Below are 20,565 nucleotides of genomic sequence, written 5' to 3'. Positions count from 1 at the left end.
TACGGGGCTTCGCCCCTCCCTGCCAAGGACCCATTCCCTCCCGGCGTGAACGCCGGGATTCCCTGGGAGAAGAAGATGGACGGCGGTCACGGAGGCGGGGGCGGGGGTCACGGGGGTGGCCACGGCGGCGGCCTCGGAGGCCACCACCACAGCGGGCACCACCACGGGGGCGGCAGCTGGTTCGGCATCGGTGACGGCGGCGGAAGCGGCGGCAGCCGCGGCTCCTTCGGGCGCGGTGGCCGCCGTCGAGGCTCCCTCGGCGCGAGCGGGTGGCTGATCACGGTGACCTGCCTGGCGGCGTTCGCCGCGATCCTGGTCCTGCTGGCCCGCTGACGGGCGCACTGCAACCGGGCGGGCGTGGGCGGAGCTCAACCCGTGACGCCCAGTCGGGCCAGCACCGCCGGGTCCTGCGCGTCGAGCCAGTCGGCGAGTTCGCGGTAGGAGACGCAGCGCACGCCGTCGCGGTGGCAGACGTCGCGCATCAGGTGCTCGGCGGACTGCACGGCGGTGGGGTCAGCGAGCGGGGAGTCCACCAGGAACGGTGCGCGGTTGCCCTGGTAGGCACGGTCGAACGCGGGCCGGTCTCCGGCCTGGGTGGTGAACTCCCAGAGCCCGTCGGCGTTCTTGAGCGGCCAGGCGCCGCCCTGGCCGTTCGCGCTCGCGTCGTAGCGCCAGCCCGCCGCCTGCTCGGCCGGGAGCAGGTTCTCGCGGCCCTCCGGGCACGGGGTCCGGCCGCCGACCAGCTCTGCCGAGTAGTCGAAGGGCAGCGGGGGCAGGTCGGCGAAGCCGGTGTTGGTCTTCCAGAACCGGACGAAGGAGGAGGAGAGGTCGAGCTCGCCGGCCCAGTCCTGCGTGCTCCAGGACGCCGTGCCGCCCGTGCCGCCCGCGCCACGCGCTCCGCCCGCAGCGCAGAACCGGCCGTTGAAGCCGTCGGCGATCTCGTCCCCGTCCGTCCAGGCCTGCCCGAGCTGGGCCAGCGTCGCCTTGATCCGGTCGTCGGTGGGGGACGGCCCGCCGACGTCGCCGACCGGGTGGCCCGGCGCCTGGTAGAGCGAGCGCTTCGCCTCCGGCAGCAGATCGACGCCGCGCAGGAAGAAGGTGGTGCGGGCGCCGTCCGCCTTCGCAGCCGTGCGGACCTGGGAGAACAGGTGGGTGGCGTCCTCCGTCGCACCGTCCCAGGAGAAGACGACGAACTGCGGCGGCCGCTGACCCGCCTTCAGCTTGTCGACCGGCGGCCGGCCGGGCTGCGGGCCGGTGTCCGCGCCGGAGCCGTCGTCCACCAGGCTGACCGTGCCGTCCCAGCCGTCGCTGGGCGAGGCGGAGGCGGTGGCGGGTCCGGCCGGGGGCTTGGCGGTGGCGCCGACCGGCATGAAGGCGAGCGCGATGAGCACGCCCGCCACCACCAGGGCGGCGGTGCCGCGCCCGTGCTTACTCATACGGGTCACCCGGCTCGGTGGTGCGGGTCAGCTTCTGGACGGTCAGCACGGGAGCGGCGGCGCCGCCGCCCTGACCGGGTTGGCCGTCGGACTGCCAGACGCCGACCACCTTCACCCAGGAGCCCTGCGGCGGGGCGTCCAGACCGTGGATCTCGACTTTGCTGGCCTGGGCGTCGGCTGCGCAGCAGCTGATGGTCAGTCGGGCCAGGTACCAGCCGCCGCCGTTCTTCGGGCTGACGAAGCCGGTCAGCGCGACCCGACGGCCCTTCAGGCTGCCGCTGCTGTCCCACAGCGCGCGGGCGTCGAAGTCGGCCAGCCGCATCGGCAGCGGGTCGGTGGCGGGCAGCGCGGCGAACCCGCCCGCGTTGGCCGGGCGGACGGCGGTGCTGTCCATCCGCTGGGCGGAGTAGGCGCCGAGCGCGTCCGGGGCGATCAGGAAGACGGCGAGGACGGGCAGGGTCAGCAGCCAGCCGACGCGCAGGCTGCCGTGCTCGTGTCCGTGCTCGTGTCCGTATCCGTGTCCGTGTCCGTGGTCGTGGTCCTGCCCCTCGTGGTGCCGGTCTCCGCGCCACAACTCGCGGACAACGGACGCCGCTGCGAGCAGGCCGATCAGCACCAGCAGTACCCCGGTGAGGACCAGGTACGGCCGCAGCGCCTTGCGCACGAAGCGCAGGTAGAGGTCACTGAACAGGGTCAGGTGCAGCACCGCCGCGCCGAGCAGCACGTGCAGGATCGCCCGCACCTCGCGCCTCACAGCAGCCACCACCCGACCAGCGAGGCCATCAGCACGGCAACGGCGAAGGTGGCGGCGGAGAACCGCCAGGCGAAGGCCCGGCCGAAGGTGCCGGCCTGAAGGGCGATCAGCTTGATGTCCACCATCGGGCCGACCACCATGAACGCCAGCCGGGCAGTGGGCGAGAGGCCGGCCAGCCCGGCGGCGACGAAGGCGTCCGCCTCGGAGCAGACGGCGAGCAGCACGGCCAGCAGCGCGGGAACCAGGACGGAGAGCACGGGCAGACCGGTCACCGAGCTCAGGAGCCCGCGCGGCAGCGCCACGTTGAGCGTGGCGGCCGTGAGCCCGCCGATCACGAGGAACCCGCCGGCGTGCAGGAAGTCGTGCTCCAGCGAGTGCCGGAAGGCCACCCATCGCTTCCCCCGTACGGCCTGCTCCTGCAGCACCTTGGGCCGCAGCCACTCGGGTTTGCCGAACCGGTCCCACAGCAACCCCATCACCACCGCACTGGCCAGCGAGGCGATCAGCCGGGCCCACACCATCTCCGGATGCCCACGGAACGCGACCCCGGTGGCGACCAGCACCACCGGATTGATCGCCGGCGAGGACAGCAGGAACGCGAGCGCCGCCGCCGGGGCCACCCCACGCGCGATCAACCGCCCGGCCACCGGCACCGACGCACACTCACACCCGGGCAGCACCACGCCCGCCACCCCGGCGATGGGCACGGCGAGCACCGGGTTCCTCGGCAGCGCCCGCTCCAGGAACGCGGTCGGCACGAAGGCCGCCACGGCGGCGGAGAGCACGGTGCCGAGCAGCAGGAACGGCAGCGCCTGCACGCAGATGGCGATGAACACGGTCGCCCACGCCTGCACCCAGGGCGGCCCGTGCCGCCCACCGACCACCCGGGACGCGACCAGCACGGCGATCATGCCGACGACGAGCAGCGGGAGGGAGTCGAGCCGCCGCTTGCGTACCGGGGCCGCCGTCTCGATCGGACCCGCCGTCTCGACCGGGGACGCCGGGGCATGGCGGGACGACTCGATGATCAACTCGTCCGTCATGCCGGTACGTCGCTCCTGGTCACTCCGTCAGGGACGGCTCCCCGAAGAACGTCGAGCCACGAGGGAGTCTAACGAGTTGGGGCGCGGTTGATGTCCGGCCGTGGTCGCGCTTGGACGGCTGGCGGTCAGCCGGCCGGGGCCACGGGCACTGCTGCGGCGAGTTCCCCGGCCACCGTCTGCCAGGCGGCGCGGTGCTCGTCGGTCGGGGCGGTGCCGGCGGGCGGGGCGGCGAGGCGGGGGAACCACCGGCGGTAGGCCGAGACGTCCCGCTTGCGGCCCGCGTAGGCGAGCAGGGTCGAGGACGCGTGGTAGCGGACCAGGTACTCGGGGTCCTGCGCCGCCCGGACCAGGGCGGCGACCAGTGCGGGCGTGGGCGCGAAGTCGCGCAGCGCGGCGGCGGCGTCGATCCGCACGCCCCAGAACTCCGCCGTGCTGTCCAGGACGTCCGCGACCGGTCGCGCCCAGTCCTGGTCGCCGGTCAGCGACAGCAGCGCCTGCGCCGCCCGTACGCGAAGGCCTGGCTCCCGCCCCGGCTCCGCCGCCTCGCGCAGCGCGGGCACCGCCTCGACCGGGCGCAGCTCTCGCAGACCCTGCGCGGCCACCGGATCGCCCGCCCGCAGTCCCACCAGCAGCATTCGAACAGCCTCCTCGCGGGCTGCGCCGGTCGTGGCGGCCAGTGCGGTGAGGTCCACGCCCTCGTGCCAGACGAGGTACGGATCGCCGAACATCGCCGCCCGGTAGGCGTCCCATCCGCTCTCGGCTGTACTCATGTGTGGAGCTTAGGGCCTGTCGCTGGGCCGGCGCTGCGGGCCGCAGCCATCGCCGCCAGGCTATCGTGCAGGCCGGGCCGCGGCCGGATTCGGCCGTTCCCGGACTGGTCTGCGGGCGACCTGAGGACGGGCGGCGGCAACCTCCTCGGCCCCAACGGTCCCAGCAGGCGCGCTACGTATCGGCGCGGGGCCGGCAGCACGTACGAGGGGGCCACCGAGCGGGCACATCACGGCCGCCTGGCGGTGTCCGGTTCCGCCAACCGGCACAGCGGGCACCGTAGTCGGCCCGGCCCGGCTGCGATAGTTGTGGACCGGGCATCGGCCGGCGCTCCGTCGGGGCACGACGACTGCCTGCCCCGGAACACCAGAAATCCGGCCGGCGTGGCCTTCGTCCGGCGGCTGGCCCCCGGCGCCAGGCCGCTGCCCACCGCGAGCCGTGCCGAGCCCAACGTCCCACCGCACCCTCTCGGTTGACCCACCAAACCACCACGCCACTGCTGCCGAGGAGCCCGATGACCCCGCCGAACCCAGGCACCGGCTACGCCACCGAACTCGCGGACCGCTACGACGACTGGTTCACGCCGCCCGCCGCGACCACGCACGCCACCGTCGAGCTGCTGGACCGCCTCGCGCGCAGCGCGCCGGGCGGACCGGTGCTCGAACTGGGCGTCGGCACCGGCCGCCTGGCGCTACCGCTCGCCGAACGCGGGCTGAAGGTGCACGGCATCGACGCCTCCCCCGCGATGGTCGAGCGGCTGCTCGCCAAGCCCGGCGGCCGGGAACTGACCCTCAGCACGGGGGACTTCGTGGAGACCGACTGCGGAGGCGGCTTCGCGATGGTCTACGTCGCGAACGGGACCTTCTTCGAACTACTCACCCAGCGGGACCAGCTGCGCTGCTTCGCACAGGCGGCCCGGCGGTTGCTGCCCGGCGGCCTGTTCGTGCTGGACGCCCACCTGCCCGAGGCGCTGGTGGCGAACGCCGCCGCCGGAGCGCAGACCGTCGAGGCACCCAACGGCGACCTGGTGCTGCGCACCCGCCGGATCCAGGCGGCCTCCCAGCAGTACACCTCGGACTACCTGGTCCTGGACGACGGCCGCTGCCGGCACGCGCAGGTGGTCTTCCGGTACGCCGCTCCCGGCGAGCTCGACCTGATGGCCGCGGCCGCCGGCCTGCGGCTGCGCGACCGCTTCGGCGACTGGTCCGGCGTCGGGTTCCGCGACTCCAGCAGCTTCCATGTCAGCGTCTACGAGTTGCCCGTCTGAGCCGGGCCAGGCCGCGCCGGACCGCGCCGGGCGATCTGGGCCCGCCGGGCGGCCGGTCGTGAGAACCTGGCGGGTACGGAGCACACGAACCGATGACGAGGAAGCAGGTCGCGTCGTGAGTCAGGATCGGATCCCCCCGCGGGTGCGCGCCATGTACGGACCGGAGGACCTGAGCTCCTCCCCGTCGTTCGCCGGCGGGTACATCAACTTCGGCTACTGGGAGGCGATCCCGCTCACCGACGAGCTGGACGACGCCGACCGGACGCGCAGCCAGCAGGATCTGTACCGGCGGGTGCTCGGCGAGTTCGGCCGGCCCGCCGGGAGCCGGGTGGCCGAGATCGGCTGCGGGCGCGGGCTCGGATCGGCGCTGGCCCTACGGGAGTTCGACTTCGCGTCGGTCTGCGGTGTGGACATCCACCCCGAGCAGCTGGCCCGCGCCCGCGCGGCCAACGCCGAGCTGCTCGCCACGCACGGCGGCCGGCTGTGCTACGAGCTGGGCGCAGCCGACGCGCAGCCCTTCCCCGACGCCTCGCTCGACGCGCTCTACTCGGTGGAGGCCGCCCAGCACTTCCGCGAACTGACCGGCTTCGCCCGCGAGTCGGCGCGCGTGCTGCGCCCGGGCGGGCAGCTGGTGATGACCACCTTCTTCAGCACCGGCCCCCAGGCGGCCGCCCCGCTCGCCGAGCTGCTGGAGAGCTTCGCCGACGGGCTGGACGTGGCGCACCCGATCGACGACTTCGAGGCCGACCTCGGGAAGGCCGGCTTCACCTCGGTGCGCGTCGAGTCGATCGGCGCCGCGGTCTGGCCGGGCCTGGACCGCTACCTGGAGGGCACGCCGGTCCGGGGCCTGTGGCCGCGCAACTTCCTGATCGCCTGGCGCCAGGGGCTGTTGGACTACTACCTGGTCTCCGCGACCCGCGCGGAAGAAGGCTAGGCGGGAGGCGACGCCGGGGCCGGGCCCAGGGTCGTCGTGCCGGGGGCGGCGCGGTGGCCGAGGCCCGTGCGGTAGACGTCGAGGGCGGCCTCGGTCCGGCCGGTGCGGCGCAGCAGGTCGCCGAGCAGGCGGCAGAGGTCGGCCACGTCGCCCGCCGCACCGGCGTGTTCGAGCAGGTTGAGTGCGGTGCGGTAGTGCTTCTCGGCGCCCTGCGGGTCGGCGCGCTCCTCCGCGATCAGTCCGAGCAGCCGGTGGGCGCCGCCCGCGTGGACGGCTCCGCGCTCGGCGCTGAGCCCGGCGTCGAGGCCGCCGATCAACTGGGCCAGCAGCTGCTGCGCCTCGTCGGTCTTGCCGCGCCGGCGCAGCACGTCCGCGAGTTCGACGTCGATCTGCACGGTGTACAGGGTGGCCCGGCGGTCGGCGAGGATGCCGCGCGCGGTGCGCAGCTCGTCCTCGGCCTGCGCCAGGTCGCCGTCCTGGGCCCGGAGGTAGCCGCGCATCCAGTGGCAGTGGGCGAGCTCCGAGCGGATCTGGAGCTGCTGGTAGAGCTCCTGGGCGCGGGCCAGCGAGGCGTCCGCCTCGGCGGCCCGGCCGGCGGCCAGCAGGGTGCGGGCGACGCCGCGGTGCATCCGGGCCACCAGCGCCGGGTCGTCCACCTGCGGGGCCAGCGCGAGGGCGAGGTCGGCGGCCTGGGCGGCGCGGGCCTGGGCGCCCATGTCCATGTAGGGGGCGATCACGGCGGAGTAGAGCAGCAGCAGCGCGTTCGGGTCGTGCAACCCGGCCGCGTTGAGCTGGTCGATGGCGTTCTCCAGCAGGTAGCAGGAGTAGCGCAGGTCGCCGGCGAGCAGGTGGGCGACGGCCCGTCCGCGCAGCGCCGGAACCCGCTGCGGCAGCGGGGCGCCGGCCTCGGCCAGCAGGTCCTCGGCCGCCTGGAAGTGCGCGATGGCCGGGTCCAGGTCGCCGCTCTCCAGCGCGCAGTCGCCGAGCCCCACCAGCGCGGCGGACTGCTCGGCGGCCAGGGCCAGTTCACCCGCCTCGCCGGCCAGCGCGGCGAAGCGTTCGGCGGCGTCCTGTACGGCGCCCGCGGCGAGCACCTGCCGCGCGTCGGTGAGCCGCATCCGCAGGTCGGTGGCCAGGTGGGCGGGCTGCCCGGAGGCGAGTTCCTCGAAGCTGACGTCCAGTCGGTCGGCGAGGTAGCGCAGCGCGGTCTCGGAGGGGCGCACCTTGCCCGCCTCCAGGGTGGAGATGTACGCCGCGGTGTACGCCGGTTCGGCCAGCGCGCGCTGGGTGAGCCCGCGCTCGGTGCGCAGCCGCAGTACGCGTCGGCCGATCAGGGCACGGTCCTGTGACGGGTCCGCTTCGCCCTGTGTCGTCCGCTTCGCCATGGTGCTGTTCCTCGTCTCTCTTCGATGGGCCCAGGGTATTGCGTGCCGAAGTCGCCACCGCTAGCTTAACCGGCAACATAAGCAGACTTACATTCCCAGTGACACGGAGCCGTTCATGCGCACCCGTCGAACCGTCCTCAGTGGCGCGAGCGCCCTGCTGGCCGCCCTCACCCTGCTCTCCGGCAGCCCGGCCGCCCAGGCCGCCACCCGCGCACCGAGCCCGCCGCCCGCCCGTTCCGCGGCCGTCGCCGCCGACACCGCGGCCGCGGCCGGCCCGATCTGCTGGTACGGCTCCTGCTACGACTACGTCTCCGGCCGGCAGCTCACCGACACCGCGGGCGCCAGCGTGCGGATGCTCCAGGCTGATCCGGAGATCAAGCCCGGCGACACCAACTCGCACTCGCTGCAGGAGCTGGCGCTGCAGTCGGCCGACCACAACTCCACGGTGGAGATCGGCTGGACCGTCGACCTCGGCCTCAACGGCGACACCCGCCCGCACCTCTTCGTCTACCACTGGGTGAACGGCGCCGAGAGCTGCTACAACGCCTGCGGGTTCGTCCAGGTCTCCCGCACCGTCAAACCCGGGATGGCCGTCCGCACCGGCAGCACGGCGGAGTTCACCATCGAGAACCTGGGCGGCGACTGGTGGGTCTTCTACGACGACCACGCCGTCGGCTACTTCCCCGGCTCGCTCTGGTCGGGCAGCTACACCCGCGCCCAGGTCGTCACCGCCTTCGGCGAGGTCGCCCACGCGACCGGCGCCACCTGTGAGGACATGGGCAACGGCCGCCCGGGCAGCTCCGCGCGCTCCGGCTGGATCGGCGACTACCAGCTGCACGGCTCCAAGGACCGCCCGGCCCTGACGGTCACCGCCACCAGCCCGGCCCTCTACAGCGCGGGCCACACCACCCCGACCTCCTTCCACCTGGGCGGTCCCGGCTCCGGCCCCTGCTGACCGGTATGGAACGGAACTAGATGTGGCCGTCCGGTCCATGGAGATCGAACCGGACGGCCGGTCATGTGGTCGGCGACCGAGGCCCCGAGTCGGATGGTGGGCCCGTGTCGGCCGGCTCTCGCGCGATCACGAGCCCTCCAGCACGTGCCCGGTCGACCCGCTGCACGATGGCCGGAGCTGCCGGCGCGTACCGGGAGCTCGTCGCCGTCCACTCGGACAGGGCGGCCCGGAAGCGGTCGAGGGTGCCGGCAAATCGGCTCGTGTCGAGGATCAGCCCTGCTGCCTCGTGTTGCGGGTTCGCCTCGTCGGCGACGAGCACGGCGTGGGCCCACCAGAAGCCCAACTCCTGTGCGCGCAGCAGCTCGCGCACCCGCTCCTCAGCGTCCCGGACCGGCAGTCCGGCACTGCGGACCAGCGCAGCAACCGCAGTGAACGCGTCCTCAGGCCCGGCCGCGAGATCGTTCGCCAGGCACCCGCACGCGGAGAACGAGCGCAGTAGCTCCTGCACCAGCGGCGTGTTCCACTCGGGCGTAACGCACTGCTCGGCGAGCTCACACCACATCGCGGCCAGCAGCATCCCGCCATCGGCCGGCCGCAGCAGCTCGTACTCGCGCAGCGTCGGCGTCCGCCCCGGCCGCACGTAGTCGGTCAGCTTCTCGTTGGCCGCCTGGACCCAGGCGGCGAACTGCCGCCGGTACCGTCCCCACCAGAAGCCGGGCATCATCTCCCGCGTCCGCTCGACCAGATCCGCGAGCGCCCGCACCAGAGGGTGATCGCCAGCCCCCGGCTGCGCATCCCCCGCCACGGCATCCAGCAGCGCCACCACGAGCCGATCAACCACCTCCGGCGACGCACCGCGCGCCTCCCGGTCGAACTCATCGTCCAGCAGCCAGGCCAGCAGCGCCCACTGCACACCCAAGTGCAGAGGCGCACCGACCGCAGTGGGCCACCCCCGGAGACAGAGCTCAACGTACTCGTGGCCCAAGTAGTCGTCAGGCGCCGGATGGACATCGAACTGCACCATCCACGTACGAGCCCCCACATACAGATCCGTACGCCGAGGATCGCTCACCGGTTCCATCGGGCTGCCTCCCGAGCCACGCCGTCGTCCGCAGCCCACTGCTGGGCCAGGGCGTGGCACACGCAACCCGAGGTGGTGCAGCCGCAGAACACGAAGCGGCCGGCCTGGTCCTGCGCGTTGCCCATGCACAGGTCGTGCCGGTCGTCGCCGCACGCGGCGCTGAGAGGAGCGGGTGCAGTCGTCATCGGGCGGCCGCCGCACCGGCGAGGGGCTTGCACTTCCGGGCCTTCACGCACGGGGTGCAGCGGACGACGGTGGCATCCTGGACAACGCCGGGGCCCACCCGGGTGGTGATGGTCTCGCCGGGGTGCAGGGGACCGGCGGCGGTGCCACAGTCGATGCACTCGGTGCCGCCGAGCTGTGATTTTGACGGCAGGTCAACTCCCACTAGCGGCTGATCAGTCGTCATATTTACTTCACCCCTTGCTTGATCGGCTGCCATTCGGCCGCCCAAGGAGTAGTTTCGGATTGACCACGCACAGTAGCGAGGCTCAAGCCGTCCGCAGGTGTCCGCACCTCTGCGGACACCTCGGACAGGAGCAGACGGTGGGCGAGACCTTCCCCCAGGCACTCCGGCGCCTACGCGGCACCCTCTCCATCCGTGACCTCGCCCGCCTCGCGAACTGCGCCAAGACCGCCGTCAGCGACCTGGAAACCGGACGCCGCCAGCCGACCGCCACGATCGCAGCGACCCTCGACCGCGCCCTGGGAGCCGGCGGTCTCCTGATCGACCTGGCAGCCAACCCTCCCGGGACACCCGCCGCCGACCGCGCCGCAGCCCTCCAAACCGGATTCGCCCAACAGCTCGCAGCAGGACCGATGACCGAAGCCAGCCTGGACGAGTGGGAGTTCACCATCGCCCGCCACGGCCGCGCCACCCGCTACCGGCCGGAGAACGAGCTGCTCCCCGACCTGCTCGCAGACTTCGCCGACCTCCGGTCCCTCCTCGGCCACCGACAGTCCGCACCGATACGGCGCCGCCTGCTGTCCGCGTGCGCCTCGCTGGCCGGCCTGCTCGCTCTCACCTTGCTGAAGTTGGACGATCCGGGCGCCCGCGACTGGTGGCGTACCGGCCGCGCGGCCGCCACCCAGGCCGAGGACCGGCCCACCCTCGCCTGGATCTACGCCCAGGAGTCCTACCAGCTCTACTACGGCGGCGACTTCGCGGGTGCTCTGGAGCTGGCGGACCGTGCTCAGCGGCTCGCCGGTGGCCTGCCGTGCGTCGCCGACGCGCTCGCCGCGCCTCTGGAGGCCCGCGTCCATGCCCGAGCCGGCCGCCGCGACGCCGCCGCCGACGCCCTGGAGCGCGCCGAGACGGCCCTGGGCCGACTCTCCTCTGCCGATCAGCAGGCGTCCGCGATGGGTTACGACGCTGCGCAGCTTGCCTTCCACTCCGGGAGTGCGTGGACCCACCTGCACGACACAGGCCGTGCCTGGGAGCAGCAGCAACGCGCTCTGGAGCTGTACCCCGTGGAGAACCGCCTGGACAGGGCTCTCGTCGCCCTCGACCGGGCCGAGTGCCTCGCCTGGGACGGCAGGCTGGCCGAAGGGGCGCACCTGACCGCCGAGACGGTGGCGGCACTTCCCCTCGAACACCGCAGCGCGCTGGTCCTCTACCGCGCCCGCGATCTTGTCGATACGGTGCCGGAGACCGAGCGACGCCTACCCGAGGTGCGGGTGCTGCACGACCTGCTGGCGCTGCCCTCGACCGGATGAGAGGGACCCCGATGGGACTGGACATCGCGCCCGCGATCGACGCCGATGCCGAGACGATCGCCGCGATCCTCGGCGAGATCGAGGAGTACTACGGCGGCACGAACACCCCGCCCCCCGTCGAGCAGATCAGGGCAGCGCTGTTCGGCGCGCGGCCGGCCGCAACCGTACTGCTGGCACGGGACGGCGACGATGTGGTCGGCATGGCGTCGGTGAGCTTCCTGTGGCCTGCGGCGGGGGCCGACAGCGGCCTGTACCTGAAGGAGCTGTACGTCCGCGACGGCCACCGGCGCCGCGGAGTCGCCCGCCAGCTGATGGACGCAGTTCACGCGGAGGCCCGGGCGACAGGATGCTCCCGGGTGGAATGGACGGCCGATCGGGAGAATCCGCCCGCCCTGGAACTGTATGAGGCGTTGGGCGTCGCGCCCCACCCGGGGAAGATCTTCTACCGCTCGCAGGCCTGATCCAGCAGGATCCCGCCGTCGTTCAGCAGGTAGATTCGGCGATGACATGATCGTCACGCCGATCCTGGCCCGCCGGGTCGGCCACGACTCCCCGATGATGCACCTGCGGCGCAGTCAGTCGGACGGCATGTTCGACCGCTTCGTCGATCATGTCGAGGAGCTGTGGATCCGGGGCCGCAACGTAGGGGAGATCGAACGTGTCGAGGCGTGACTACGAGAACGACCCGCAGGCACCCAAGGCGAACAGTCTCGTCCCGGCGGCATCGGTGGTGGCCGTCAACGAGCGCGGCCAGGTGCTGCTCCAGCGGCGCACGGACAACGGCAGGTGGGCGCTGCCCGGCGGCAGGATGGAGCTTGGCGAGTCCCTCTCCGACTGCGGTGTCCGGGAGACCCTGGAGGAGACCGGCATCCACGTCGAGATCGTCGGCATCGTCGGGACCTACACCGACCCGGGCCACGTCTTCGCCTACGACGACGGCGAGGTGCGCCAGGAGTTCTCGATCTGCCTCCTCGGCCGGCCGACCGGTGGGACGCTGCGGGTCTCGGACGAATCGCACGAGGTGGCCTGGTTCTCGCCGACCGAGACGGACGACCTACCGATGGTGGCGAGCATCCGGAAGCGGCTCACCGACTGGCGCTCAGGGCAGATGCCGGTGATCCGCTAAGGAGATGCAGTGGCGATCGAGGCCGAGCTCAAGGCCCGGGTACAGAACCCCGAAGACGTGATGGCCCGACTGGAGGAGGCCTACGGCCCCGGGCGTCCCGAGGTCTACCAGGACACCTACTACGACCTCCCGGCTGGAGCGTTGACCAGCGGGGATCGGGAGCTGCGGATCCGCACGGTTCACGGCGCGACCGATACCCGTACCGTCCTGACGTACAAGGGCGCCCGGGTCGATGAGGTCTCCGGATCCAAACCGGAGCACGAAACCCGGGTCGAGGACGCCGACGCCGCGCACGCGATTCTCCGAGGCCTCGGGTACGCGCCGACCATCGCGTTCGAGAAGCGGTGCCGCAACTACTCGTTCCAGTTGGACGGGCGCGACTTCCTGGCCACGCTCGTCCGGGTGCCGCAGATCCAGGGGACCTTCATCGAGCTGGAGACCCAGGCTGAGCCTGAGGGGCTGGCGGAGGCGCTCGACGCCGTGCGGGCCATCCTGGCGACGCTGGGGATCGGCGAGAGTGACCTGACGACCGAGCAGTACACCGACGCGGTCGCTGCTGCTCGCTGAGCCGGGCACACTGGACGGCAATGTGACGGTCCACCAGGGCACCAATTCCGGCACGGGAGGCGAGCGGGTCAGGCCCTATGCGGGAACTGGCGGTGCGCATGGGAGAGTCGGAGGAGCTGTTCGTCAACGTGTGAGGAGGTTCTGACCGGTGGAATGGCAGAGCCACGGGCGGCGCCGCGTCTACACCAGCCCCTACGTCGACGTCTGGCTCGACGACGTCGACATCCCCGGCATCGGCCGAGTCGACCATCACGTCATCACGATGCCGAAGGCCTCCGTGACCTCCGTGGTCACCAATGACGCCGGGCAGTTCCTCCTGCTCTACCGACACCGGTTCATCACCGGCCGCTGGGGATGGGAGGTTCCCGCTGGCTGGGCAGAGCCCGGCGAGGACCCTGCCGCGGCGATCGGTCGAGAGGTGGAGGAGGAGACGGGCTGGCGCCCGGGGAGCGTCGCCCCGCTGGTCGAGTACGACGCCCTGGCCGGCATCTCCACCATGCGATTCCGCTCCTTCCACGTCACAGGCTGCGAGTACGTGGGGGAGCCGTCTGACCAGAGCGAGTCGTCCAGGGTCGCGTGGCTGCCGGAGGCGGAGGTTGTCCGCCTCCTGACTGGCGGCGAGATCCCCGACGGTCCGTCGCTCGCTGCCCTGTCGTACTTTCTCGGGCCTCACCGACTGGCACGATGAGCCGCCAGTTGACGCACGTGCGGCGCGCCGTTCGCGCTCGCGCTGGCCGCCCGGCTGCCGCTCGACGTTCCTCTGGCCAGGCAACTGCACGGCGAGATCAGCCAGTTGTCGATCAGGTGGCGGTCTCGTTGGCGATCCACTGGAGGTATTCGGGACTGCCGTGGGTGATGTCCGCGGCAATGATCTCGGGGGTGTCGTAGGTGTGGACGGCCTTGATGATCTCCTCCAACTCGGAGAAACGCTCGGTCGTCAGCTTGTAGAGCACCCGCCATTCCTGGTCCGCCTGGAGGGCATCGTCCCACCAGTACACGGACTTGATCGGGCCGTCGATCTGGGCGCAGGCCGCGACCCTGGCGTTCACTCCGGCGCGTGCGAGCTCCTCGGCGCGTTCGGCGGAGTCGGTGGTGGTCAAGACGGTGATGTAGCCGGCCATGGTGCTCCTGTGAGTCGACGTCTGGCTGAGAGCGTACCCAGGGCATGACGGGGCCCAGGCCGCGAGCTTCTCGAAGAAAGCTGCCATCTGACCCGGGCCTGACGGCCAACCGCCGTCCGAAGAAAGCGGGACCTCGTATCGAGAGCCCTTCTAGACACGGGAGTTGTCGGGTCGTCATGCTGTGTGACACGTCGCGACGGAGGGGTCACCATCATGGGAGCGAGAAGGACTACACCGATCCGGGCGCTGGCCGGCGCCGCTGCGGCATTGGCGCTGGTCGCGGGGCTCGCCGGCTGCGAGGGGGCGAACGGGGCTCCGGTGATGGCCAGTCCGTGGCAGCCAGACTTCGCGTCGGTGGTCGACGAGGCACCGGTGGCGGACGCCTCGGCGATCCCGGCCGGGAGCCTGATGGCGAAGATCCGCAGCCGCGGTTCGCTGAACGTCGGCGGTACGGACGCCGCGGCGCTCTTCTCGCTCAAGGATCCGGTCTCCGGCAAGTTGACCGGGTTCGACGCCGGACTCGCGCAGATGCTCGCCCAGTACATCACCGGCAAGCCGACCGAGAACCTGGTGACCGTCACCGCGGACACCCGCGAGGCGCTGCTGCAGAACGGCACCGTGGACACGGTGTTCGCCACCTACACGATCACCCCGGCCCGGGCTCAGAAGGTCGCCTTCGCGGGGCCCTACTACGCCTCCGGGGACGCGATCCTGGTCGCCGCCTCGAACACGAGCATCAAGGCGGTCGCCGACCTGGGCGGCAAGACGGTCTGCACCGAGTCGAGTTCGACCGCGGCCAACGACATCAAGCAGTACGCGCCGACGGCCAAGGTGATCCTCTTCCAGACCAACGCCGAGTGCGAGCAGGCGGTCGAGCAGAAGCGCGCCGACGCCTACGTGCTCGACCAGGCGCTGCTGCTCGGCGACCAGTACCGGGACAAGAATGTGAAGGTGGTCGGCACACCCTTCACCACCGAGCCGTACGGGATCGGCGTGCCGCTGGGTTCGCCCGAGATGAAGACCTTCGTCAACGGCTGGCTCAAACTCATCGAGTCCGACGGCGAGTGGGCCAAGCTCTGGCAGGCGACGATCGGCACCGCGCTGACGGGTCAGCCGCCGGCGCCGCCGGTGATCGGCTCCGCGCAGGGCAGTTGAGGCCGGTGCCCCGGGAACTGACCGCCACGCTGGGCGGGCTCGGCCACGGCCTGCTGCTGACCCTGGCGATGACCGCGCTCGCCTTCATGGGCGCGGTGCTGCTGGGGGTGCTGCTGGCGGTCTGCCGGATCAGCCCGGTGCCGCCGCTGCGCGCGCTGGGCACGGCGTACGTGACGGTGTTCCGCAACGTCCCGCTGCTGGTGCTGCTGGTGCTGTTCGTCTTCGGCCTGCCGGACGTCGGCCTGCTGTTCTCGCTCTTCCTCACGGTGACCCTGACCATGGCGCTGTACTGGGCGGCGTTCGTCTGCGAGGTGCTGCGGGCCGGCATCCGGACCGTGCCGCTCGGGCAGGCCGAGGCGGCCCGGGCGCTGGGCCTGACCGCCGGGCAGTCCATCCGGTACGTCATCCTGCCGCAGGCGCTGCGGTCGATGGTGCAGCCACTGGCGAACGTCTTCATCGGGCTGGCGCTGAGCACCTCGCTGGCGGCCGCCGTCGGGGTCGCCGAGCTGACCGGGCAGGCCGAGTTCGCCACCCTCAAGTACGACGACCCGCTGACCGGCTTCGCCGCCACCACGGTCGTCTACCTGCTGATGACGCTCTCGATCGGCCTGCTGGCGGGGCGGATCGAGCGGAGGGTGGCGATCCGGCGGTGAGCGAGGAGAGCCGGCTGCTGTTCGACGTCCCGGGCCCGCGCGCCCGCCGCCGCACCTGGATCGCGACGGTCTGCTCGCTCGTGCTGCTCGCCGGGGCACTCGCACTGATGGTCCGTCAGTTCGCACTGCACAGCGAGCTGTCGGCCTCCCAGTGGTCGGTCTTCGCGCAGTGGCCGATCCTGCGCTTCCTGCTGACCGGGATCGAGCAGACGCTGCTGGTCACGGGCGTCGCGGCGGCGATCGCCTTTCCGCTGGGGGCGGTTGTCGCGCTGGCCCGGCTGAGCCGCGGCCGGTGGGCGCGCTGGCCGGCCCGGCTGTACAGCGAACTCTTCCGGGCCGTACCGCTGTTGCTGCTGCTGTACGTCTTCCTCTTCGGGCTGCCCAGAGCCGGTGTGACCTTCCCGGTCTTCTGGCAGCTGGTTCTGCCGGTGTCGCTGAGCAACGCCGCCGTGGTCGCGGAGATCTTCCGGGCCGGGGTGCTGGCCCAGGACCGCGGCCAGGCGGAGGCGGCGTACAGCCTGGGCATGACGTACGGGCAGGCGATGCGCTGGGTGGTGGTCCCGCAGGCCGTCCGCAAGCTGGTGCCGGCGCTGGTGAGCCAACTGGTCCGGCTGCTCAAGGACTCCACGCTCGGGTACGTGGTCAGCTATCTGGAGCTGCTGCACAAGGCCCAGGTGCTCGGCGAGTACTACCACAACGTGCTGCCCACCTACCTGGTCGCCGCGGCCTGCTACGTCCTGGTCAACGGGCTGCTGTCGCGGACCGCGGGGTGGCTGGAGCACCGGCAGAGCCGACCGCGCGGGTAGTCGGCGGGTAGTGGGCGAATCTCCGGTCAGTCGGCAGGTTCCACAGTAGGCGGCTGTATGAAGATCTGCCCATGTGTCTGCATATTCACCCTCCCCGCCCTCCACGATGATGCATGCTGACCCCGCAGTCCGTAGGGCTGTCAAGAACTTGCCTGGGAGGGTCATGTGTTGAGGCAAAGGATGAAATGGTTCGCCGCCGGGGTGGCTGCAGCCACCCTGCTGGCGACGGCACAGGCGGTGGTGCCGGTCGCCGCGGCGACGCCACCGCAGCTCGATCTCAAGGTCCTGCTGATCGGGGGCGGTTCGGGGGACCCGACCACGACGGCCTGGCAGGCCGCGCTCGACAGCGAAGGCGTCGCCTACACCCTGGTGAACGCGACCGGCGCGCTGGGCAGCGAGACCGTGTCACTGCCCGCGCTCTCCAGCGGCACGCACGGGTACTTCAACGGCGTGGTGGTCGCGGACTCCCCGACCTACTTCGCGGCCGGCCAGCTGACCGGCCTGGACGCCTACGAGTCGAGCTTCGGCATCCGCCAGCTGGACGGCTACATGTACCCCTCGCCGGCGCTCGGCCTGACCGCCGCCGGAGCCGGCGCGGTGACCGGGACGGCGCAGCTGACCCCGGACGCGCTGGCCCAACTGCCGGAGCTCAAGGGGCCGATCCCGTTCGAGACGGGCTCCTACGGCTACCCGTCGACAGTGGTGGCCGGCGCCCCGGTCACCCCCTGGCTCAAGGACGCCTCCGGCAACGTGCTGGCCGCGGTCTACCAGCACCCGGCCACCGACCCGCAGGCCGGCGTCGCCGAGCTGTCGCTGACCTTCGACTACAGCCCCACCATGCTGCCCTGGCTGCTGCTCTCGCCGGGCCTGATCAACTGGGTCACCCAGAGCACCCATCTCGGGCTCTACCGCAACTACTTCGGCCAGGACGTCGACGACCTCTTCATCGCCGACAACGAGTGGAGCAACAAGTACCAGTGCACGCCGGGCGCCACCAACCCCAATGACGTGCTCTGCCCGGCCGGCGTGGGCGGCAACGCCGCGGACGGCCCGCCGGACGTGCAGATGAGCGCGGCGGACGTGGACTACGTGGCCGCCTGGGAGCAGAAGACCGGCATCAAGCTGGAGTTGGCCTTCAACGCGATCGGCGCCTGCACCGCGCCGAGCACCACCACCACCTCCGGCGCCAACTGCGTCGGCAGCACCACGGTGAACGGCACCACCTACACCGACCCTGGCCAGACCGTGGACAGCGGCTACCCGGACGACTCGGCGTTCGTGAACGAGCTGCTGAAGAACCAGAGTTCCTTCAACTGGATCACCCACACCTGGTCGCACATGTTCCTCGGCTGCAACGTCGCGCAGCCGCTGCCGATGACCGCCGTGACGCCCGGCTCGGCCGGTTCGCTGGCGGCCGGCGGCTACAGCTACGAGGTCACCGCGGCCACCGCGTACGGCGAGTCCGAGCCCTCGGTCGTCCAGCAGGCCACCGTGGGCGCGGGCGGTTCGGTCGCGCTCTCCTGGCCGGACGCGCCCAACGGCGGCGGACCGACGCTGTCCAAGCTGGAGTCGCAGTACTCCGGCGGCACCGGCTTCTGGGGCTACAACGTCTACCGCGCGCCCGCCGGTTCGACCGCGTTCGGCCTGGTCGGCCAGGTGAGCGAGGACGCCACCGGCGCCGCCACCTCGTACACCTTCACCGACACCGGGGCGTCCACCCCCGGCGGCGGCCCGGGCAGCACGGCCACCTACCCCACCGCGACCGACCCGGGCATCGGCTGCGCCTCGGCGGCCGGCTGGCTGCCCGCCACCAGCACGACGCCGGACTCCAGCATCGAGCAGGAGATCGGCCTGGACGACGCGTTCGCGGCCAACAACGGTCTCACCAACTGGAGTTCGCACGACGTGGTGACCGGTGAGCACTCCGGTCTGGAGAACCCCAACACGCCGCAGGCCTTCTCGGACATGGGCATCAACGTCTTCGGCGCCGACGCCTCACGCCAGCCGCAGTCGTACACCATCCCGTACACCGCCCCCGGCGGCGCCACCAACACCGCCAGCTCGGCGCCGCGCTACCCCAGCAACATCTACTACAACGCGGCCAACTGGCCAGACGAGCTGAACGAGTACAACACCGCCTACGTGGCTGCCGGTTCCAACCTCGGTGACAGCCAGTACCCGGCCGAGACCGGCAAGTGCGCCGGCTCGCCGTCCACCACCTGCACCACCACGCCGGCCACCGAGGCCACCGTGCTGGCCTCCGAGTCGCGGATCATGCTCGGACACGTGCTGAACAACGACCCGCGGATGAACTACGCCCACCAGACCAACCTGATCGGCCCGGCCACCAGCACCACCAACGGCGTGACCTCGGACTACGGCTACACGCTGCTCAGCCTGCTGGACAACATGCAGGCCCAGTACAGCAGTTGGTACACCGCGCCGCTGACCCAGATGACCGACGCCAGCCAGTCGCAGGTGCTGAGCCAGTCGGCCGCCTGGGCGGGTGCGCGCAGCGCCGGCACGGTCACCGCCTCGGTGCAGAACGGCGCGGTGGTGGTCACCAACAGCGCCGGCAGCCCCGTCGCCGTCCCGCTCACCGTCCCGAGCGGCAGCACCGTCAACGGCGCCGCCTTCGGCCAGGCCTACGGCGGCACCCTGTCGGCGTGGACCACGGTGGGCGCGGGCTCCTCGTCGACCGTCACCGTCAACGTGGCGCCGTCGATCACCAGCGCGGCCACCGCGGCCACCACCGCGGGCACCGCGTTCAGCGCCACCGTGACGACCACCGGTAGCCCGGCCCCCGCGCTCAAGGCGTCCGGCGCCCTGCCCGCCGGCGTCACCTTCACCGACAACGGCGACGGCACCGCGACCCTGGCCGGCACGCCCGCCGCGGGCAGCGGCGGCAGCTACCCGCTGACGATCTCCGCGACCAACGCGGCCGGCACCGCCAACCAGAGCTACACGCTGACCACCGCCGAGCACCCGGCCGTCACCAGCGCGACCACGGCGGCCTTCAGCACCGGCACGGCGGGCACCTTCACGGTGACCACCAGCGGCTACCCCTCCCCCGCCATCGGTGAGAGCGGGACACTGCCCAGCGGCCTCAGCTTCAAGGACAACGGCAACGGCACGGCCACCGTCTCCGGGACGGCGGCCTCCGGCAGCGCCGGAAGCTACCCGATCACGCTGACCGCCGCCAACGCCTCCGGCAGCGCGAGTGGCACGGTGACCCTGACGGTCACCCAGAGCACCGGCCCCTCGATCGGCAGCGCCAGCACGGTGACCTTCGCGACCGGCACGGCCGGCAGCTTCGCGGTGACCACCACCGGAACCGCGCCGGTCAGCCTCACCGAGACCGGCGCCCTGCCGGCGGGCGTGACCTTCAAGGACAATGGCGACGGCACCGCGAGCCTGGCCGGGACCCCGGCCGCCGGCAGCGGCGGCAGCTACCCGATCACGCTGACCGCGAAGAACGCGGTCGGCACCGCCACCCAGCCGCTGGCCCTGACGGTCAACCAGGCACCGGCGATCACCAGCCCGGCCAGCGCCACCGCGGCGCTGCTGCTCCCGTTCAGCTTCACCGTCAAGGCCACCGGCTATCCGGCGCCGGTGCTGAGCGCCACCGGCACCCTGCCGTCCGGCCTGAAGTTCACCCCGGGCAGCAACGGCACCGCCACCATCTCCGGCAGCGAGCTGGCGCTGGGCACCTTCCACCTCACCCTGACGGCGAAGAGCGCCGCCGGGACCACCACGCAGGCCTTCACCCTCTACGCGGCCCTGCTCTGACCGCTCGAC

The 20,565-nt window shown here is 72.0% G+C and carries 22 protein-coding genes and 1 pseudogene; 14 read left to right on the top strand and 9 right to left on the bottom strand.

The window, feature by feature from the left end; all coding sequences use genetic code 11:
* Nucleotides 1-45: 45 nt before the first annotated feature.
* Nucleotides 46-333 carry a hypothetical protein gene (locus P3T37_RS00270; protein WP_280721285.1) on the top strand — a complete coding sequence of 96 codons (288 nt, stop codon included), beginning with the start codon at nucleotides 46-48 and terminating at the stop codon, nucleotides 331-333.
* Between the two features lie 35 nt (nucleotides 334-368).
* Here the strand turns inward: P3T37_RS00270 and P3T37_RS00265 are convergent, their stop codons facing one another.
* The 4 genes from P3T37_RS00265 to P3T37_RS00250 all read right to left on the bottom strand — a co-directional run bounded on the left by P3T37_RS00265 (nucleotide 369) and on the right by P3T37_RS00250 (nucleotide 4,003).
* Entirely contained in the window at nucleotides 369-1,436 is a 1,068-nt protein-coding gene (locus P3T37_RS00265) for a hypothetical protein (protein WP_280721284.1), read from the bottom strand.
* Complete coding sequence (locus P3T37_RS00260) at nucleotides 1,429-2,199, bottom strand: TIGR03943 family protein (protein WP_280721283.1); 771 nt, start codon at nucleotides 2,197-2,199, stop codon at nucleotides 1,429-1,431. Before P3T37_RS00260 ends, P3T37_RS00265 begins: the two co-directional genes overlap by 8 nt.
* Nucleotides 2,187-3,101, bottom strand: coding sequence for a permease (locus tag P3T37_RS00255; RefSeq protein ID WP_280721675.1), 915 nt, complete (start codon nucleotides 3,099-3,101; stop codon nucleotides 2,187-2,189). Before P3T37_RS00255 ends, P3T37_RS00260 begins: the two co-directional genes overlap by 13 nt.
* A 257-nt stretch (nucleotides 3,102-3,358) precedes the next feature.
* Nucleotides 3,359-4,003, bottom strand: coding sequence for a hypothetical protein (locus tag P3T37_RS00250; RefSeq protein ID WP_280721282.1), 645 nt, complete (start codon nucleotides 4,001-4,003; stop codon nucleotides 3,359-3,361).
* 512 nt (nucleotides 4,004-4,515) lie between these two features.
* Here P3T37_RS00250 and P3T37_RS00245 point away from each other — a divergent pair.
* Together P3T37_RS00245 and P3T37_RS00240 are read left to right on the top strand one after the other, a co-directional pair.
* Complete coding sequence (locus P3T37_RS00245) at nucleotides 4,516-5,268, top strand: class I SAM-dependent methyltransferase (RefSeq protein WP_280721281.1); 753 nt, start codon at nucleotides 4,516-4,518, stop codon at nucleotides 5,266-5,268.
* Between the two features lie 115 nt (nucleotides 5,269-5,383).
* The gene (locus tag P3T37_RS00240; RefSeq protein WP_280721280.1) at nucleotides 5,384-6,202 is read left to right on the top strand and encodes a class I SAM-dependent methyltransferase; all 819 of its coding nucleotides are present in this window, start codon (nucleotides 5,384-5,386) and stop codon (nucleotides 6,200-6,202) included.
* On the opposite strand, the gene P3T37_RS00235 is transcribed toward P3T37_RS00240, so the two are convergent.
* Nucleotides 6,199-7,587, bottom strand: coding sequence for a helix-turn-helix domain-containing protein (locus tag P3T37_RS00235; protein WP_280721279.1), 1,389 nt, complete (start codon nucleotides 7,585-7,587; stop codon nucleotides 6,199-6,201). The two genes, P3T37_RS00240 and P3T37_RS00235, sit on opposite strands and share 4 nt — an antisense overlap.
* Before the next feature lie 115 nt (nucleotides 7,588-7,702).
* On the opposite strand from P3T37_RS00235, the gene P3T37_RS00230 reads away from it, so the two are divergent.
* Complete coding sequence (locus P3T37_RS00230) at nucleotides 7,703-8,542, top strand: neprosin family prolyl endopeptidase (RefSeq protein WP_280721278.1); 840 nt, start codon at nucleotides 7,703-7,705, stop codon at nucleotides 8,540-8,542.
* Nucleotides 8,543-8,603: 61 nt separating this feature from the next.
* On the opposite strand, the gene P3T37_RS00225 is transcribed toward P3T37_RS00230, so the two are convergent.
* Genes P3T37_RS00225 through P3T37_RS00215 form a run of 3 tightly spaced genes read right to left on the bottom strand, consistent with a single transcriptional unit; the run spans nucleotide 8,604 to nucleotide 10,032 of the window.
* Entirely contained in the window at nucleotides 8,604-9,566 is a 963-nt protein-coding gene (locus P3T37_RS00225; RefSeq protein ID WP_280721277.1) for a terpene synthase family protein, read from the bottom strand.
* Between the two features lie 44 nt (nucleotides 9,567-9,610).
* Nucleotides 9,611-9,808 (bottom strand): hypothetical protein, encoded by a 198-nt coding sequence (locus P3T37_RS00220; RefSeq protein WP_280721276.1) that lies wholly within the window; start codon nucleotides 9,806-9,808, stop codon nucleotides 9,611-9,613.
* Nucleotides 9,805-10,032 (bottom strand): hypothetical protein, encoded by a 228-nt coding sequence (locus P3T37_RS00215; protein ID WP_280721275.1) that lies wholly within the window; start codon nucleotides 10,030-10,032, stop codon nucleotides 9,805-9,807. The genes P3T37_RS00220 and P3T37_RS00215 overlap by 4 nt, the downstream gene beginning before the upstream one ends.
* A gap of 137 nt (nucleotides 10,033-10,169) precedes the next feature.
* Here P3T37_RS00215 and P3T37_RS00210 point away from each other — a divergent pair, with 137 nt between their 5' ends.
* From P3T37_RS00210 to P3T37_RS00185, 6 genes and pseudogenes are all read left to right on the top strand, one after another.
* Nucleotides 10,170-11,339 (top strand): helix-turn-helix transcriptional regulator, encoded by a 1,170-nt coding sequence (locus P3T37_RS00210; protein ID WP_280721274.1) that lies wholly within the window; start codon nucleotides 10,170-10,172, stop codon nucleotides 11,337-11,339.
* The gene (locus P3T37_RS00205; protein WP_280721273.1) at nucleotides 11,336-11,800 is read left to right on the top strand and encodes a GNAT family N-acetyltransferase; all 465 of its coding nucleotides are present in this window, start codon (nucleotides 11,336-11,338) and stop codon (nucleotides 11,798-11,800) included. Before P3T37_RS00210 ends, P3T37_RS00205 begins: the two co-directional genes overlap by 4 nt.
* A 31-nt stretch (nucleotides 11,801-11,831) precedes the next feature.
* Nucleotides 11,832-12,011: pseudogene (locus P3T37_RS00200) on the top strand (XRE family transcriptional regulator); the annotation flags it as partial.
* Complete coding sequence (locus tag P3T37_RS00195) at nucleotides 11,998-12,465, top strand: NUDIX domain-containing protein (protein WP_280721272.1); 468 nt, start codon at nucleotides 11,998-12,000, stop codon at nucleotides 12,463-12,465. The pseudogene P3T37_RS00200 and the gene P3T37_RS00195, both read left to right, overlap by 14 nt.
* 9 nt (nucleotides 12,466-12,474) lie before the next feature.
* Nucleotides 12,475-13,032 carry a class IV adenylate cyclase gene (gene cyaB, locus P3T37_RS00190; protein ID WP_280721271.1) on the top strand — a complete coding sequence of 186 codons (558 nt, stop codon included), beginning with the start codon at nucleotides 12,475-12,477 and terminating at the stop codon, nucleotides 13,030-13,032.
* A 148-nt stretch (nucleotides 13,033-13,180) separates the two neighbouring features.
* Nucleotides 13,181-13,720, top strand: coding sequence for an NUDIX hydrolase (locus tag P3T37_RS00185; RefSeq protein ID WP_280721270.1), 540 nt, complete (start codon nucleotides 13,181-13,183; stop codon nucleotides 13,718-13,720).
* A gap of 112 nt (nucleotides 13,721-13,832) precedes the next feature.
* Here the strand turns inward: P3T37_RS00185 and cutA are convergent, their stop codons facing one another.
* Complete coding sequence (gene cutA, locus P3T37_RS00180) at nucleotides 13,833-14,153, bottom strand: divalent-cation tolerance protein CutA (protein WP_280721269.1); 321 nt, start codon at nucleotides 14,151-14,153, stop codon at nucleotides 13,833-13,835.
* A 213-nt stretch (nucleotides 14,154-14,366) separates the two neighbouring features.
* Between cutA and P3T37_RS00175 the strand changes: the two genes are divergently transcribed.
* The 4 genes from P3T37_RS00175 (at nucleotide 14,367) to P3T37_RS00160 (ending at nucleotide 20,556) form a co-directional block, all read left to right on the top strand.
* A complete protein-coding gene (locus P3T37_RS00175; protein WP_280721268.1) occupies nucleotides 14,367-15,308 on the top strand; it encodes a glutamate ABC transporter substrate-binding protein in 942 nt (313 codons plus the stop codon).
* A 5-nt stretch (nucleotides 15,309-15,313) separates the two neighbouring features.
* Entirely contained in the window at nucleotides 15,314-15,961 is a 648-nt protein-coding gene (locus P3T37_RS00170) for an amino acid ABC transporter permease (protein ID WP_280721267.1), read from the top strand.
* Nucleotides 15,958-16,767 (top strand): amino acid ABC transporter permease, encoded by an 810-nt coding sequence (locus P3T37_RS00165; protein ID WP_280721266.1) that lies wholly within the window; start codon nucleotides 15,958-15,960, stop codon nucleotides 16,765-16,767. The genes P3T37_RS00170 and P3T37_RS00165 overlap by 4 nt, the downstream gene beginning before the upstream one ends.
* A gap of 201 nt (nucleotides 16,768-16,968) precedes the next feature.
* Nucleotides 16,969-20,556 carry an Ig domain-containing protein gene (locus P3T37_RS00160; protein ID WP_280721265.1) on the top strand — a complete coding sequence of 1,196 codons (3,588 nt, stop codon included), beginning with the start codon at nucleotides 16,969-16,971 and terminating at the stop codon, nucleotides 20,554-20,556.
* The last annotated feature ends 9 nt before the right edge of the window (nucleotides 20,557-20,565 follow it).

The sequence above is a fragment of the Kitasatospora sp. MAA4 genome, assembly GCF_029893355.1.
Classification (GTDB): Bacteria; Actinomycetota; Actinomycetes; order Streptomycetales; family Streptomycetaceae; genus Kitasatospora.
The sequence above is the reverse complement of the archived record's forward strand: the minus strand, read 5'-3'. Positions and strand labels throughout refer to the sequence as shown.

Excerpts from the sequence above, each read along its gene's own strand:
- cutA (WP_280721269.1), bottom strand. The coding sequence starts at position 14,153 with ATGGCCGGCTACATCACCGTCTTGACCACCACCGACTCCGCCGAACGC.
- P3T37_RS00215 (WP_280721275.1), bottom strand. The coding sequence starts at position 10,032 with ATGACGACTGATCAGCCGCTAGTGGGAGTTGACCTGCCGTCAAAATCA.
- P3T37_RS00175 (WP_280721268.1), top strand. The coding sequence starts at position 14,367 with ATGGGAGCGAGAAGGACTACACCGATCCGGGCGCTGGCCGGCGCCGCT.
- P3T37_RS00265 (WP_280721284.1), bottom strand. The coding sequence starts at position 1,436 with ATGAGTAAGCACGGGCGCGGCACCGCCGCCCTGGTGGTGGCGGGCGTG.
- P3T37_RS00230 (WP_280721278.1), top strand. The coding sequence starts at position 7,703 with ATGCGCACCCGTCGAACCGTCCTCAGTGGCGCGAGCGCCCTGCTGGCC.
- P3T37_RS00225 (WP_280721277.1), bottom strand. The coding sequence starts at position 9,566 with ATGGTGCAGTTCGATGTCCATCCGGCGCCTGACGACTACTTGGGCCAC.
- P3T37_RS00255 (WP_280721675.1), bottom strand. The coding sequence starts at position 3,101 with ATGATCGCCGTGCTGGTCGCGTCCCGGGTGGTCGGTGGGCGGCACGGG.
- P3T37_RS00245 (WP_280721281.1), top strand. The coding sequence starts at position 4,516 with ATGACCCCGCCGAACCCAGGCACCGGCTACGCCACCGAACTCGCGGAC.
- P3T37_RS00235 (WP_280721279.1), bottom strand. The coding sequence starts at position 7,587 with ATGGCGAAGCGGACGACACAGGGCGAAGCGGACCCGTCACAGGACCGT.
- P3T37_RS00220 (WP_280721276.1), bottom strand. The coding sequence starts at position 9,808 with ATGACGACTGCACCCGCTCCTCTCAGCGCCGCGTGCGGCGACGACCGG.
- P3T37_RS00250 (WP_280721282.1), bottom strand. The coding sequence starts at position 4,003 with ATGAGTACAGCCGAGAGCGGATGGGACGCCTACCGGGCGGCGATGTTC.
- P3T37_RS00205 (WP_280721273.1), top strand. The coding sequence starts at position 11,336 with ATGAGAGGGACCCCGATGGGACTGGACATCGCGCCCGCGATCGACGCC.